A 14241-nucleotide genomic window follows, 5' to 3' on the forward strand; every position below is an offset into this window, starting at 1 on the left:
ACGCGATGAGCATGACTGCAGTGGAGGAGCTGACCACAGCGGATCGCTGTGATCGTTGTGGGGCGCAGGCCTATCTTCGGGTGACTTTGCCCGCGGGCGAGCTCCTGTTCTGCGCCCACCACGGCAAGGCGCACGCCGACCGGCTGAAGCAGGTCGCGCTGAACATTCAGGACGAAACCGACAAACTCAACTGAGCCACTTCCACGAACGCCCCGGACGCAATGTCCGGGGCGTTCGTCGTGGTCGCGGGCCTTCGGAGTCGCGGACGCCGCCCGGCTCAGTCGAGCGCCAGCACGGCGTAGGCGGCCAGCCAGTGTTCGGCCATCCAGTGGCTGCCACGCACCTCGGCCAAACCGGCGCTGAGGTGGTGCCGGGCGGCCCGCTGGACCACCACGGACGTACCGAGCCGACGCTGCAGCACCCGGAAGCCGGCCGCCCGGTGCAGGTTCAGCCCGTGGTGGTGGGCGGCCTGGCCGTCGCTGGAGTCGATCGCCGTCAGCGGGGTGAACAGCGTCGCCGGGTGGCCCTCGACGAGCCCCGGCAGGGCGATGTCGAGCCAGAGCGCGAAGGTGCGCGAGGGCAGCACCAGGGACATCAGCTCCGCCTCGGCCAGTGCCGGGGACAGGAAATCGCCGGCGCCGGGCTCCCACTGGGCGGGGTAGTCGCGGTCGTTGCCGTACCAGCGCCGTGCGGTCAGGGTGATCTGCTCGGCGAGCGCACCGTCGCCACGCTCGGACAGCAGCCGCGCCCACGGCCACGACCTGGCCAGGGCGAAAGCCGTGTTGGCGTGGGCCCCCTGCCGGTTGGGCAGTGCGGTGCGCGGGAGCCAATCCAGCCAGGCCGCGGTCACCCGCCCGGCGAGCACGGCCAGGGCATCGGCCCAGCGCGTCCCTTCGGACGCCTCGGCCAAGGCCAGCGCCCATCCCCAGCCGTAGGGTCGCTCGAAGCCGGGATGGGCGGCCAGGTACGCCGCTTCGGTCGCCACGTTGTCGACACTCAGGTGCTCATCCATCACCCGTTCGGCCTCCTCGCGATCGGCCCCGTTCAGCAGCGGCAGCAGCCTAAGCAGCGCCCAGTGCATCTCTACCGCCGAATGCCAGTCGAAGCAGCCGTAGAAGGCCGGGTGCAGTTGGCTCGGGTTGGCCATGTCGTCCGGTCCGGTCATCACGTGCCGGGGGGCGTTGGGGTACTCCCGCCGGACGGCGCCGATGATCGTCGCCGCGAAGCCCGGTGCGAGGTCGGCCAGCGAGGGCGTCATTGCAGTGCGTTGGGGCCGAGGCTGCCGCTGATGTTGGTGATCCGGCCCTGGTCATCGAACTGGACGCCCATCACGTCGCCGCCGATGTGCACCTTCAGCTGGCGCTCGTCGCCCGTCACCCGCAGGTCGTGCACAGAGGCGTAGGTGAGCACCTGGGAGCGGGGATTCTCGGGGCGCAGGCCCACGGCGTCCAGGATCCGGCGCGGGAAGGTCACCGCCTGAGGCCGCACCCGCGGCACCGCCGGGTCGAGGATGCCGAAGTAGGCGGTTCCGGCACCGTAGTCGGCGGAGTAGAACGCGGTCGCCCCGATGATCGGCGCCGCCACCAGGGCGATGCTGGCACCCGCGCCCAGGCCCGTGTCCAGGACGCCCGCCAGGCCGAACCGGGGCTCGGCCAGTTCCCACAATCCCCACGAGTCGGCCACGTCCGTCACCCGTTTCGCCGGGGCGATGGCGGGAATGTCCGAGGCGAACCCCTGATTCGCCCACGACCACAGCCAGGTATTGGTCTGCTTCGAGACGGTGCCCAGCAGCACCACGTGCAGCGGGCGCCCGCCGATGGTGAGCGTGGCCTGGTCGATGGCCGCCTGGTAAGGGGCGTTCAGGTCGACGACCGCCGCCAGCGACTCCTGCGCCTCCATGGCGACCGGCAGGTGTGCCACCACTGCCGAGTTGAAGCGGTCATGGTTGTGTTCGGGCATGCGGGCCAGACTATCGCCCCGCAACTCCCGCTCCGGAGGTTCGGGCAGCACTCCCCCGGCACCGGTCCGGACCCCTCGGCCGGCGAGGTCTCGACCCTCGCTGGGGCAGGTGCGAGGCTGGTGGGGTGACCACGATCGAAGCAGTCCAGGGCGACATCACCACCGAGACCACCGACGCCATCGTGAACGCCGCCAACTCGTCGCTGGGCGGCGGGGGTGGCGTCGACGGCGCGATCCACGCCGCCGCCGGGCCCAAGCTGCTCGAGGCGTGCCGGCGGGTGCGCCGCACCACCTGGCCCGACGGCCTGCCGGTCGGCGAGGCGGTGGCCACCGACGCGTTCGACCTGCCCTGCCGCTGGGTGATCCACACCGTCGGCCCCAACGCGCATCGCGGCCAGACCGACCCGGCCCAGCTGGCGTCCTGCTTCACCCGCAGCCTGGACGTCGCGGTCGACCTGGGTGCTGGCAGCATCGCCTTCCCCGCGATCAGTGCGGGCGTCTACGGCTGGGACGCCGGCGACGTCGCCCGGATCGCGGTGGACGCCGTCCGCGGACACCCGGCCGACGGCGTCCGGCTGATCAGGTTCGTGCTGTTCGGCGAACGGCTGCACCGGGCGTTCGCCACGGCCCTCGGCTGAGCGCCGCGTCCGTCGTCAGCCGGCGCCGCCGGGTCAGTACGTCGGGGTGGGCAGTGCCGACATCAGCAGCGCGGCGTTCAGCACCACCATTGTCGCCACCGTCAGCAGCACCCACACCCACCGTGCCGGGGCCAGCCCACGGCGAAGCAGCAGGAACAGGGCCACACCGGCCCCCGCCGCGCTGAACCAGGCCAGCCAGCTCAACGCCACCCGCTCGGGGTAGGTGTGGGTGGCCGGCGTCGTGCCGCCCCCCGGTGCGGGCAGCGTGTAATGATCGACGGACAACCCGAACAGGATGTAGCCCGCCAGGGCACAGGCGACGACCATCAGGCCGAGCACCAGCTTCGGCACCAGTGTCGGTGACACGGCGCTCTCGCCGGGTTGTGACACGGCTCAGTCCAGGTAGTCGCGGAGCACCTGCGAGCGCGACGGGTGCCGCAGTTTGCTCATCGTCTTGGACTCGATCTGCCGGATGCGCTCGCGGGTGACGCCGTAGACCTTGCCGATCTCGTCCAGCGTCTTGGGCTGGCCGTCGGTCAGGCCGAAGCGCATGCTGACCACGCCGGCCTCACGTTCGCTCAACGTGTCCAGGACGTCGTGCAGCTGTTCCTGCAGCAGGGTGAAGTTCACCGCTTCGGCAGGGACGACCGCTTCGGAGTCCTCGATCAGGTCGCCGAACTCGGAGTCGCCGTCCTCGCCGAGCGGCGTGTGCAGCGAGATCGGCTCCCGGCCGTACTTCTGCACCTCGACGACCTTCTCCGGCGTCATGTCGAGTTCCTTGGCCAGCTCTTCCGGGGTGGGTTCGCGACCGAGATCCTGCAACATCTGGCGCTGCACCCGGGCCAGCTTGTTGATCACCTCGACCATGTGCACCGGGATGCGGATGGTGCGGGCCTGATCGGCCATCGCGCGGGTGATCGCCTGCTTGATCCACCAGGTGGCGTAGGTGGAGAACTTGTATCCCTTGGTGTAGTCGAACTTCTCCACCGCGCGGATGAGACCCAGGTTGCCCTCCTGGATCAGGTCGAGGAACAACATGCCGCGGCCGGTGTAGCGCTTGGCGAGCGAGACGACCAGCCTCAGGTTGGCCTCCAGGAGGTGGTTCTTGGCGCGCCGGCCGTCCTCGGAGATCCACAGGTAGTCGTCCAGGTCGTCCTCGGCAACGGTGCGGCCGCTGGTCATCGATTCCTCGGCGAACAGGCCGGCCTCGATCCGCTTGGCCAGGGTGACCTCCTGCTCGGCGTTCAGCAGGGCCACCTTGCCGATCTGCTTCAGGTAGTCCTTGACCGGGTCGGCGGTCGCGCCGGCGACCATCACCTGCTGCTCGGGCTCGTCGGCGTCGTCGGCGTCGGAGACGATGAAGCCCTCGTCCTCGGTGAGTTCCTTCTCGGTCTCGGCCTCCTTGGCCTCCTCGAAGGTGGAGTCGTCCACATCGTCGAGAGAGCGTCGCTTGCCACCGACCGTCAGCACGACGTCGTCGCCCTCGCGGGCGAACTTCACGTCGACCGCCTCGGGAGCCAGCACGTCCTCGACGGTGGGCACGACCTCGGCCTCGGCGTCATCCTCGAGCTGGTCGGGGGCGTCCTGCGGCTCGGCGTTCTCGTCGATCTCTGTCGGGACGGCGGCGACCGGCTTCGCCTTGCGGCCGCGGGCGGCCGGCTCCTTCGAGGCGGACGCGGCCCGGCGTCGGCGCGGAGCCTGGGCCTGGGTAGTTGGGGTTTCGGACTTCGCGGCGGCGCTGGAGCGTGGTGACACAAGTAGCCTCTCGGATTCCAGTATTTGGGCGCACGCCATCCGGGCTTTGTCAATGGCCGGCGCCTCGCCCATTCTGGCACGCGAACGATGGCATTCCAAACAGGCCGGGCTGACTAGGGTTGCGGGCATGTCGCAACCGCCCCGGCCAGCCGAACGTCCCAGCCCGCGCCGCCACCACGGGGACGAGTTCATCGACGACTTCGCCTGGATGGCCGACAAGACCTCGGAGGAGTTCCTGGCCCATCTTGCGGCCGAGAACGCCTGGACGGTCGCCTCGACCGCGCACCTGGACGGCCTGCGCGACGAACTGTACGGCGACATCCTGGCCCGCACCAGGCAGACCGACCTGTCGGTGCCCGACCTGGTCAGGCACACCGACGGCTCCACGTGGTGGTACTACAGCCGCACCGTCGAGGGCCTCGACTACCCCGTGCACTGCCGGCTGCCGGCCGCCGATCCCGACCTGATTCCCGACGTGACGCAGCCGCCCGAGGGCGAGCAGGTGGTGCTCGACGAGAACCGGCTGGCGCAGGGCCGGGCGTTCTTCGCCCTCGGGCTGTGCGACGTGTCCCCGAACGGGCGCCGGCTCGCCTTCAGCGAGGACGTCAGCGGTGACGAACGGTTCCGGCTGCGGGTGATCGAACTGGCCGACGGCCGGGACGTGCCGGTGCCGCCTGTCGAGATCGCCGGCGGCGGCTGCTGGTGCGGCGACGACGCCCTCGTCTACCTGACCCTGGACGACAGCTGGCGCACCGACCGGATCTGGCTGCACACCCTGGGCTCGGATGCCGCCGACCGGTTGCTGCTGCATGAACCGGACGAGCGGTTCTGGCTCAACGCCGACGAAGCGCGGGACCGCCGGCACGTGCTGCTGGGGGCGGAGAGCAAGCAGAGTTGCGAGTACCGCCTGCTCGAGGTCGACCGACCGGACGCCGACGCCCGGCTGGTGGCCGCACGCCGGCCCGGCGTCGAGTACAACGTCGAGGTCGGCACCGACGGGCTGTACATCGTGCACAACGACGGCGCCACAGAGTTCGAGCTGGCCCGGGCGCCGTTCACGGCGTCCGGCGAGGGCGACTGGCAGTCGCTGGTGCCGCAGCGCCCCGGGGTGCGGCTGCTGGGCGTGCACGCCTACGCCGACTTCCTGGTGCTGCAGTCCCGCCGCGACGGGCTGCCGCTGATCGAGGTGCTGGCCCGGGACGCCGCGGGCGGCTGGCGTCCGCCCACCCCGATCCCGTTCGACGAGCAACTGTTCAGTGCCGGCGCGGTGTCCGCCGACGATCCACACACCGACCGCATCCGGCTCGTGCACGAGTCGCTGGTCACCCCGCGGCGGCTCGAGGAGTACCGGCTGGACACCGGGGCGCGCCGCACCCTGAAGCAGACCGAGGTGCTCGACCACCCCGTCCACGGGCGCTACGACCCCACCCGCTACGTGCAACGCAGGGAATGGGCGCTGGCCCCGGACGGTACCCGCGTCCCGCTGTCGATCGTGCACCGGGCCGACCTGGTGGCCGACGGCGGCAACCCGGCGCTGCTGTACGGCTACGGTGCCTACGAGACGACCATGTCGCCGTGGTTCTCCATCCCCCGGCTGAGCCTGCTCGACCGCGGCTTCGTGTGGGCGATCGCGCACGTGCGCGGCGGCGGCGAACTGGGCCGGACCTGGTACGAGCAGGGCCGGCTGCTGGCCAAGCCGAACACCTTCAGCGACTTCGTCGCCTGCGCCCGGCACCTGGCGGCGTCCGGCTGGACCTCGCCCGACCGTCTGGTGGCCCAGGGCGCCTCCGCCGGCGGGCTGACCGTGGGCGCCGCGGTGAACCTCGCCCCGGACGCCTTCCGCGCCGTCCATGCCGACGTGCCCTTCGTGGACGCGTTGACGACGATCCTCAACCCCGACCTGCCGCTGACGGTCACCGAATGGGAGGAGTGGGGCGACCCGCTGCACGACCCCGCGGTGTACGGGTGCATGAAGTCCTACACCCCCTACGAGAACGTGGCCGCCCGCGAGTATCCCGCGGTGCTGGCGACCAGCAGCCTCAACGACAGCCGGGTCGAGGTCACCGAGCCCGCCAAATGGGTGGCGCAGCTGCGCCGCACCGTCACCAACGGCACCGACCGGCCGATCCTGCTGCGCACGGAAATGGTGGCCGGGCACGGTGGCGTCTCGGGCCGCTACCAGGCCTGGAAGGACCTCGCGTTCGAGCTGGCCTGGATCATCGACCAGGCGGGCGCAACGGTTGCCCACCCCCGCCGGTAGCGGCCCGGGTACGACTGTGGTCTTGGATTGACCCGCAGGGGTGCCTTCAGGGTTCATTGAGGGCGAACACGAGAAGATCCGCGCTCCGCGCTGCGTTGTACTGATGACGAAGCGAAAGGACACGCATGATCTCGACTGCGCACCGCATCCGGAGCACCGACGGAATCGATGGCAAGGACGCCGTGGGCCTGTACCTCGACGGCATCGCCAAGACGCCCCTGCTGACCGCCGAACAGGAGGTGTTCCTCGCCAAACGGATCGAGGCCGGCCTGTTCGCCCGGGCGCTGCTCGCCGAGACCGTGGAGGCCACGCGTCCCCACGGTGCCAGCACCGACGAACTCGAACGCATCGCCGCCGAAGGTGACGCCGCCCTGCAACAGTTCATCACCGCCAACCTGCGGCTGGTGGTCTCGGTCGCCCGCAAGTACGGCCGGGCCCAGATGCCGCTGCTCGATCTGGTGCAGGAGGGCAACACTGGCCTGATCCGCGCGGTGGAGAAGTTCGACTACAGCAAGGGCTTCAAGTTCTCGACCTACGCCACCTGGTGGGTCCGCCAGTCGATCTCGCGCGGCATCGCGCAACAGGGCCGGATCGTTCGCCTGCCGGTGCACGTGGCCGAGCAGGTCAACCAGGTGTCGGCCGTCCGCCGCACGCTGGAGCGCCGCTTCGGTCGCGAGCCCGAACTGGTCGAGATCGCCGACGAGTTGGGCCTGACCGAGGAGCAGGTCGTCGACCTGCTGCGGCTGGCCCGCGACCACGTCAGCCTGGACGCCCCGGTCGAGGAGGACGGCGACACCGCGCTGGGCGACCTGCTCGCCCGCGAGATGTCACCCGGACCGGACGAGATGGTGCTGGACGCCGAGGACCGCGCCCGCCTGGACGGCATGCTGTCGTCGCTGGACGAGCGCTCCGCCGATGTGGTGCGGCGCCGCTACGGCCTGGTCGACGGCAGGCAGGCCAAGCTGGCCGACATCGCCGCTGTCTGGGGCATCACCGCCGAGCGCGTCCGCCAGATCGAACGGCACGCCATCGCCAAGCTGCGCACGGCGCACGAACTGGCCGCCTGAGCAGGACCCCCCAACGGCCCGCCCCACACCGGGGCGGGCCGTTTGTTGGTGGCGTCCGGTGCCTTCCCGGGGGCTGACCGTTCTCATCAACGCCGACTGCTGTCACCAACCGTGACTGCTTTCGCGTTGCAACACGAGAGCAGCCGGCCAAGCCGAGAACAGTCGGCGTTGATGAGAACGGACGCCCCCCGGGGCCAGCGACAGCACCCGTCATCCCGGGGTCTCTCCCCCGGGCCCTGGGGCATCCCGGCCGCCGGGATGAGGGTGCTGACCGATCACAGGGTCCGGTCGCCGTCTTCGGCGGATCGACCCGGTGAAGCCTCTGGACTGCCCGACTAGGGTGTGCCCATGGGTCTCCAGACGGGGGCGACGGTGCCCGCGCGTGACCGACCGCGGCATGGCCGCGGCCTCGCCCGGCTGCACGACGACTTCGTGAGTTCCGGCGCGGTCGACGAAGGCGTCCGGGCGGTCGTGTCCGAATCCTGGCAGCGCAGTGTGCGCAGCGGCGTCGACCCCGAACGGACGCTGGCCCCGGTCCGGCTCACCTCCGACGACCTGGCGCTGGCTAGGCAAGCCCATCCGCTGGCCCGGGCGTTGCCCGTGGTGCGACACCTGCTGGTGGAGGCGGCGGCCGATGCCGGTCTGCTGGTCGCGATCAGCGACGCGGCGGGGCAGTTGTTGTGGGTGGAGGGCGACCACGCGCTGCGCTCCCGGGCCGAGGCGATGCACTTCCTGCCCGGCGCGGACTGGAGCGAGGCGTCAGCGGGCACCAACGCCCCGGGCACCGCGCTGGCGCTGGGCCGTCCGGTGCAGATCGTCGGTGCCGAGCACCTGCTGCGGGCGGTCACCCCGTGGAGCTGCTCGGCCGCGCCGATCCGCGACCCGGCCCACGGGACCATCCTCGGCGTCCTCGACCTGACCGGCGGACCGCACAGCGCCACCCCGCAGACCCTCGCCCTGGTCCGGGCCACCGTCGCGGCCGTCGAGGCCGAACTGCGGCTGCAGCAGCTCTCGCTCGGCGACCCGACCCGGCAGGCCTCGGCCGGACGCCCGCAGCTGGCCGTGCTGGGCCGCCGGCAGGCGATGCTGCACGGCGCCGGGATCGATCAGGTGTTGAGCCTGCGGCACAGCGAGATCGTGCTGCTGCTCAGCCAGCACCCCGACGGCCTGTCCAGCGCCGAACTCGCGGTCGAACTGAGCGACGACGACCTGGCCCCGGTGACGGTACGGGCCGAGCTGTCCCGGCTGCGGCTCGCACTCGGTCCGCTCGAGCTTTCCTCCAAGCCGTACCGGTTGCCCCCACTGGTCACCGACCTGGGCGACGTGTGGGCCGAGCTCGAGGCCGGCCGGCTGTCGGCCGCGGTGGCCCGCTACCGGGGGCCGGTCCTGCCGGCGTCCCATGCTCCCGGCGTGGTGCGGCTGCGGGACGACCTGCACCGGGGCGTCCGTGGCCGGCTGCTCGCCGGCGGCGACCCGGACGCCCTGCTCGCGTTCGCCGACACGCCCTTCGGCCGTGACGACCTGGCCGTCTGGTCGCTGGCCGCCGCCACCATGCCGCCGTCGTCGCCCAGGCGTCCGGAGGTCCACCAGCACCTGCACGCCCTCGACCGGGCACTGCGGTGATCGTTGCAACCCTGATGCAACGCCGGGTTTTCTAACCTTCCGGTCACGCGATCGGACGGACCGGTCGCGGTGCGCAGACAAGGACGTCTCCATGACCGTTTACGCAGCACCGAACACCGACGGCTCGCCCGCCAGCTTCAAGTCCCGCTACGACCACTGGGTCAACGGCGACTGGAAGGCGCCGGCCAAGGGCGGCTACTTCGAGAACCCCTCCCCCGTCACCGGCCGGCCCTTCACCGAGATCGCCCGCGGCACGGCGGAGGACATCGACGCCGCGCTGGACGCCGCCCACGCCGCCGCGACCGGCTGGGGACGCACCAGCGCCGCCGACCGGGCCAACGTCCTGCTCAAGATCGCCGACCGGATGGAGGCGAACCTCGAGACCCTCGCGGTCGCCGAGACCTGGGACAACGGCAAGGCCGTGCGCGAGACCCTCGCCGCCGACCTCCCACTGGCCATCGACCACTTCCGGTACTTCGCGGGCGTACTGCGCGCCCAGGAGGGCACGATCTCGCAGATCGACAACGACACGGTCGCCTACCACTTCCACGAGCCGCTGGGCGTCGTGGGCCAGATCATCCCGTGGAACTTCCCGCTGCTGATGGCCACCTGGAAGCTCGCTCCGGCACTGGCCGCCGGCAACGCGGTCGTGCTCAAGCCGGCCGAGCAGACCCCGGCGTCCATCATGGTGCTGATGGAGCTGATCGCCGACCTGCTGCCGCCCGGTGTGATCAACGTGGTCAACGGGTTCGGCGTCGAGGCGGGCAAGCCGCTCGCCTCGTCCAACCGGATCGCGAAGATCGCCTTCACCGGCGAGACCACCACCGGCCGGCTGATCATGCAGTACGCCAGTCAGAACCTCATCCCGGTCACCCTCGAGTTGGGCGGCAAGAGCCCCAACATCTTCTTCGGCGACGTGGCCAGCGCCGACGACGACTTCTACGACAAGGCGCTCGAGGGCTTCGCCATGTTCGCCCTCAACCAGGGCGAGGTGTGCACCTGCCCGAGCAGGGCGCTGATCCAGAACTCCATCAAGGAGTCGTTCCTCGCGGCGGCCACCGAGCGGGTGCGCAAGATCATTCAGGGCAACCCGCTCGACACCACCACCATGATGGGAGCCCAGGCGAGCAACGACCAGCTCGAGAAGATCCTGTCCTACATCGACATCGGCACCAAGGAGGGTGCGACGATCGTGACCGGTGGCGAGCGGGTCGACCTGGGCGGTGACCTGACCGACGGCTACTACGTGGCACCGACGATCTTCACCGGCACCAACAGCATGCGGATCTTCCAGGAGGAGATCTTCGGCCCGGTGGTGGCCACCACGGGCTTCGACGACTACGACGACGCGATCAGGATCGCCAACGACACTCTCTACGGCCTGGGCGCCGGGGTGTGGTCGCGCGACACCAACACCGCCTACCGGGCGGGCCGCGACATCCAGGCCGGCCGGGTGTGGACGAACTGCTACCACGCCTACCCGGCGCACGCCGCGTTCGGCGGCTACAAGGGCTCGGGTATCGGCCGCGAGACGCACGCGATGATGCTCGACCACTACCAGCAGACCAAGAACCTGCTGGTGTCGTACTCGCCCAAGGCGATGGGCTTCTTCTGATGCACCCGGTGACGCGATGACAGTCTCGCGCGTCGGAGTGACCGCGGAGGCGGCGGAGATGATCCGTCGCCTCCGGGGCGAGCACGGGCCGGTCATGTTCCACCAGTCCGGCGGCTGCTGCGACGGGTCGTCGCCGATGTGCTACCCCAGGGGCGACTTCATCACCTCCGACGCCGACACCCTGCTCGGGACGATCGACGTGCGCGAGCCCGGAGCCACTGACGAGCCGGACGAGGACGACCTGGTCGAGGTGTGGATGAGCGCCAACCAGTTCGCATACTGGCGGCACACCCACCTGACGATCGACATCGTGCCCGGACGCGGCGCCGGGTTCTCGCTGGAGGGCCCGACCGGTTTCCGTTTCCTGATCCGTTCGCGGTTGTTCAGTGAGGACGAGTACGCCGAGCTCGGTGAGACCCCGCCCCAGGTGGGCCTCACCAGCTGAGGGAGCACCTCGACGACGTCGTCCCCGGGCGGGCCCACCGCTCGGCATACTGGGCGGATGCGCAGACTGAAGCTGCTGCTCGGCGCCATCGTGGTGGCAGCCGTGTCGTCCGGGTGCACGATGCCGACCCTGCTCGGGTGGGGTCCGCGCCCGACCCGGCCGCTGAGCGTCCATGCGGTGATCGCAAGCAGCCCGGCGCCCTGCTCGGACGCCGGGCTGGTCTTCCCCGATCCGGCGAACGAGTCACAATGCCTGGAGCTCGACGCGGCCGCCTTCACCGTGCAGGAGTTGCGCTCGGTCGAGGCGAGAGCGGACGGCTCCGGTGCCTGGGTCGTCACCCTCGAACTGGTCCACGCGGACGCCGAGAAGTTCGAGACGCTGACCGGACGCATCGCCGGCCAGACCGACCCGCGCAACCGGCTGGCGCTGGTGCTCGGCGGCGACGACCTCGTCACCGCACCCCAGGTGGCGGCGCCGATCACCGGCGGCACCGTGCAGATCTCGGGCAATTTCACCCAGCAGCAGGCGCAGGAGCTGGTCGGACGCCTCGGCGGCTGAACTGTCGGCGCCCGCCGATCAGGGTGGACCGCCGGAACCGCCCCCAGCGCTCAGGCGTCCAGCACGCGGATGAGCCCGGCCTGGGCGCAGGACGCCGCGATCGGGCCGCCGTCGCCGAACAACCTGCCCTGGGAGAAGCCGAGCCCACCGGAGGCCGACGGCGACGACTGGTCGTAGAGCAGCCATTCGTCGGCCCGGGTGTGCCGGTGGAACCACATGGCGTGGTCGATCGATGCGGCCTGCATGCGCGATGACATGAACTCGACCTCGTGCGACAGGGTGCTGACGCTGAGCAGCGTGATGTCGGAGAAGTAGGCGAGCACCATCTGATGGATGCGGGGGTCGTCGGGCAGCGCCGAGGCCGCCTTGATCCACAACTGCATCTGCGAGGGCCCACCGGTGGCCTCCAGCGGGGGTTCGGTGACGTAGCGGGCGTCCAACGCTCCCCATTCCGCCTCCCAGAACGCGGCCCGCCGCGCGGACCGCTCCCCCAGCACCTGCGCGGCCGGACGGCACTCGTCCGGACGGGGCACCCCGGCCGGAAACGGTTCGGCGTGGTCCAGACCCCCTTCGGGGACGTGGAAGGAGCACACCATCGAGAAGATCGGCTTGCCGTTCTGCCGGGCGACGATCCGGCGCTGGCTGAAGGCGCGGCCGTCCCGGGTCTGCTCGACCACGTACAGGATCGGCGTCACCGGCGAGCCCGGCCGCAGGAAGTACGCGTTCAGCGAGTGCGCCAGCCGCTCGGGGGTCACCGTGCGATAGGCCGCGCTGAGCCCCTGGGCCAGCACCTGGCCGCCGAACGAGCGTTGCAGCACGGTTTCGGGGTGGGGGCCGCGGAACAGGTCGGTGTCGAGCTTCTCGAGGTCGAGCAGGCCCAGCAACTCCTCGGTGGTGCGGGGCAAGTCAGCCCCGCCCGTCTGCGGAGTCGCCGTCCTGCTCGGCGAGGAACTGCTCCACCGCGGCACCGATCTCGTCCGCGGTCGGCACCGAGGTGCGGCCGGACTCGGACAGCTGGTCGTACTGCTCCTCGAGCGCCGCCAGCACCGCCGGGAACTCCGAATCCTCCTGCACCTCGGCGGCGATCGTGGCCAGCTGCTGCTCGGCCTCGTCGTCCAGGTCACCGAGCGGGATGTTCAGCCCCGCCGCGTCGTTGACCCGCCGCAACACCGCGGCGATGGCCTGCGGGAAGCTCGACTGCGCGAGGTAGTGCGGCACGTGCGCCACGAAGCCCAGCCCGGTCAGCCCCGCCTGCCCGGCGCGGTACTCGAGCATCGCCGAGAAACTGCCGGGGATCTGGATCCGGTCGATCCACAGCGGGTTCCCGGTGGCCAGGGCCGGATCGGTGGAGTGCGAGGTGACCAGGGTGGGCCTGGTGTGCGGCACCGCCATCGGCACACCCTGGGCGGTCAGCAGCAGGGCCGAGTGCAGCCGTTCGGCGATGCCCAGCACCGCGTGGGCGGCGCGCCGCCACTGGGTGTCCGGCTCGGGTCCGGTCAGCAGCAGGAACGGCGTCCCGTCGGCGTCGATCACCTTGTGCAGCAGCAGTGAGAAGTCGTTCATCGAGACCCAGGCGTTGGTGTCGAACACCATCTGTGGGCGCCGGCTGCGGTAGTCGTGCAGTTGGTCGTGGTCGAACTCGGCCAGCACCTCGTGGGAGCAGTGCGCCAGGATGTGGGCGGAGAGTCCGCGGTTCACCGAGGCAGCGTCCACATACCCCTCGAACAGGTGCAGCAGCACCGGGCGCTCAGCGTCCAGGCTGGCCCACACCTCGGGGTCGAACGTGTACAGCAACCGGGGATCGAGCACCCCGCCACCCTACCGCGCGGGTTCCGCGATCCCGCAGGGACTACGCCTTGGGCGAAGCGCCGCGCCCCTCGGCGAGCCGGACGCCGACGCCGGCGATCAGGAGTTCCAGGGCTTCGGCGTACCGATCGTCGGCGGGTGCCAGCATCGGCTCGCTGGCGGCCGCGGTCAGCGGGAACGAGTCGCCGACCAGCGCGCGGCAATCCTCGGCCGCGTACTCGCCCGACTCGTGCGAGGCCCGGTGCTGCTCCTCGATCACGAACCCGACGGTCAGGTCGAGCACCGACTGGGCGGCCAGGACGGCCAGCGACAGCGACAGGCCGGCACCGGTCAGCACCGCCAGCGGCCCCTCCATGGCCGTCACGAGGCTGAGGTCGCGCAACCGCCGACCGGCATACAGCCGGCCACCGTCGCGGTGCGCGAGCAGCACCCGCCGGATCTCGTGGCCGTGCCGGCGCAGCAGCGTCGACCAGCCCTCTCGGCGGCGGCCGGACCCATCTCGCGGCCGAGTTCGG

General features: G+C 70.9%; 14 protein-coding genes and 1 pseudogene. 8 read left to right on the forward strand and 7 right to left on the reverse strand.

Annotated elements, in window-relative coordinates; all coding sequences use genetic code 11:
* Window positions 1–5: 5 nt before the first annotated feature.
* Complete coding sequence (locus OIE40_RS07425) at window positions 6–194, forward strand: DUF7455 domain-containing protein (protein ID WP_264701510.1); 189 nt, start codon at window positions 6–8, stop codon at window positions 192–194.
* Window positions 195–277: 83 nt separating this feature from the next.
* Here OIE40_RS07425 and OIE40_RS07430 read toward each other — a convergent pair whose 3' ends face one another.
* The gene (locus OIE40_RS07430) at window positions 278–1258 is read right to left on the reverse strand and encodes a DUF2891 domain-containing protein (protein ID WP_264701512.1); all 981 of its coding nucleotides are present in this window, start codon (window positions 1256–1258) and stop codon (window positions 278–280) included.
* Window positions 1255–1959, reverse strand: coding sequence for a DUF6882 domain-containing protein (locus tag OIE40_RS07435; protein WP_264701514.1), 705 nt, complete (start codon window positions 1957–1959; stop codon window positions 1255–1257). The genes OIE40_RS07430 and OIE40_RS07435 overlap by 4 nt, the downstream gene beginning before the upstream one ends.
* A 125-nt stretch (window positions 1960–2084) precedes the next feature.
* Between OIE40_RS07435 and OIE40_RS07440 the strand changes: the two genes are divergently transcribed.
* On the forward strand, window positions 2085–2597 hold the full coding sequence (locus OIE40_RS07440; protein ID WP_264701515.1) for an O-acetyl-ADP-ribose deacetylase: 513 nt from the start codon (window positions 2085–2087) through the stop codon (window positions 2595–2597).
* Between the two features lie 33 nt (window positions 2598–2630).
* On the opposite strand, the gene OIE40_RS07445 is transcribed toward OIE40_RS07440, so the two are convergent.
* Both OIE40_RS07445 and OIE40_RS07450 read right to left on the reverse strand, forming a co-directional pair.
* Window positions 2631–2963, reverse strand: a complete 333-nt coding sequence (locus OIE40_RS07445) for a hypothetical protein (protein WP_264701517.1) — start codon at window positions 2961–2963, stop codon at window positions 2631–2633.
* A gap of 27 nt (window positions 2964–2990) precedes the next feature.
* A complete protein-coding gene (locus OIE40_RS07450) occupies window positions 2991–4391 on the reverse strand; it encodes an RNA polymerase sigma factor (protein ID WP_413774470.1) in 1401 nt (466 codons plus the stop codon).
* Between the two features lie 88 nt (window positions 4392–4479).
* On the opposite strand from OIE40_RS07450, the gene OIE40_RS07455 reads away from it, so the two are divergent.
* The 6 genes from OIE40_RS07455 (at window position 4480) to OIE40_RS07480 (ending at window position 11920) form a co-directional block, all read left to right on the forward strand.
* Window positions 4480–6612, forward strand: a complete 2133-nt coding sequence (locus tag OIE40_RS07455; RefSeq protein WP_264701521.1) for a S9 family peptidase — start codon at window positions 4480–4482, stop codon at window positions 6610–6612.
* Between the two features lie 125 nt (window positions 6613–6737).
* Entirely contained in the window at window positions 6738–7679 is a 942-nt protein-coding gene (locus OIE40_RS07460; protein WP_413774471.1) for a sigma-70 family RNA polymerase sigma factor, read from the forward strand.
* A gap of 348 nt (window positions 7680–8027) precedes the next feature.
* A complete protein-coding gene (locus OIE40_RS07465; protein WP_264701523.1) occupies window positions 8028–9302 on the forward strand; it encodes a GAF domain-containing protein in 1275 nt (424 codons plus the stop codon).
* Window positions 9303–9393: 91 nt separating this feature from the next.
* Window positions 9394–10917, forward strand: coding sequence for an aldehyde dehydrogenase (gene adh, locus OIE40_RS07470; protein ID WP_264701525.1), 1524 nt, complete (start codon window positions 9394–9396; stop codon window positions 10915–10917).
* Window positions 10918–10975: 58 nt separating this feature from the next.
* Window positions 10976–11362 carry a DUF779 domain-containing protein gene (locus tag OIE40_RS07475; RefSeq protein ID WP_264701527.1) on the forward strand — a complete coding sequence of 129 codons (387 nt, stop codon included), beginning with the start codon at window positions 10976–10978 and terminating at the stop codon, window positions 11360–11362.
* Window positions 11363–11419: 57 nt separating this feature from the next.
* Window positions 11420–11920 carry a SecDF P1 head subdomain-containing protein gene (locus OIE40_RS07480; RefSeq protein WP_264701528.1) on the forward strand — a complete coding sequence of 167 codons (501 nt, stop codon included), beginning with the start codon at window positions 11420–11422 and terminating at the stop codon, window positions 11918–11920.
* 50 nt (window positions 11921–11970) lie between these two features.
* On the opposite strand, the gene OIE40_RS07485 is transcribed toward OIE40_RS07480, so the two are convergent.
* From OIE40_RS07485 to OIE40_RS07495, 3 genes and pseudogenes are all read right to left on the reverse strand, one after another.
* Window positions 11971–12825, reverse strand: a complete 855-nt coding sequence (locus tag OIE40_RS07485) for an acyl-CoA thioesterase (protein ID WP_264701530.1) — start codon at window positions 12823–12825, stop codon at window positions 11971–11973.
* Between the two features lies 1 nt (window position 12826).
* Window positions 12827–13729: a PAC2 family protein gene (locus OIE40_RS07490; protein ID WP_264701532.1), complete on the reverse strand. Its 903-nt coding sequence runs from the start codon at window positions 13727–13729 to the stop codon at window positions 12827–12829.
* A 40-nt stretch (window positions 13730–13769) separates the two neighbouring features.
* Window positions 13770–14192: pseudogene (locus OIE40_RS07495) on the reverse strand (TetR/AcrR family transcriptional regulator C-terminal domain-containing protein); the annotation flags it as partial.
* Between the last annotated feature and the right edge of the window lie 49 nt (window positions 14193–14241).

Origin of the sequence: Micropruina sonneratiae (assembly GCF_025972045.1) — a bacterium.
Lineage (GTDB): Bacteria > Actinomycetota > Actinomycetes > Propionibacteriales > Propionibacteriaceae > Micropruina > Micropruina sonneratiae.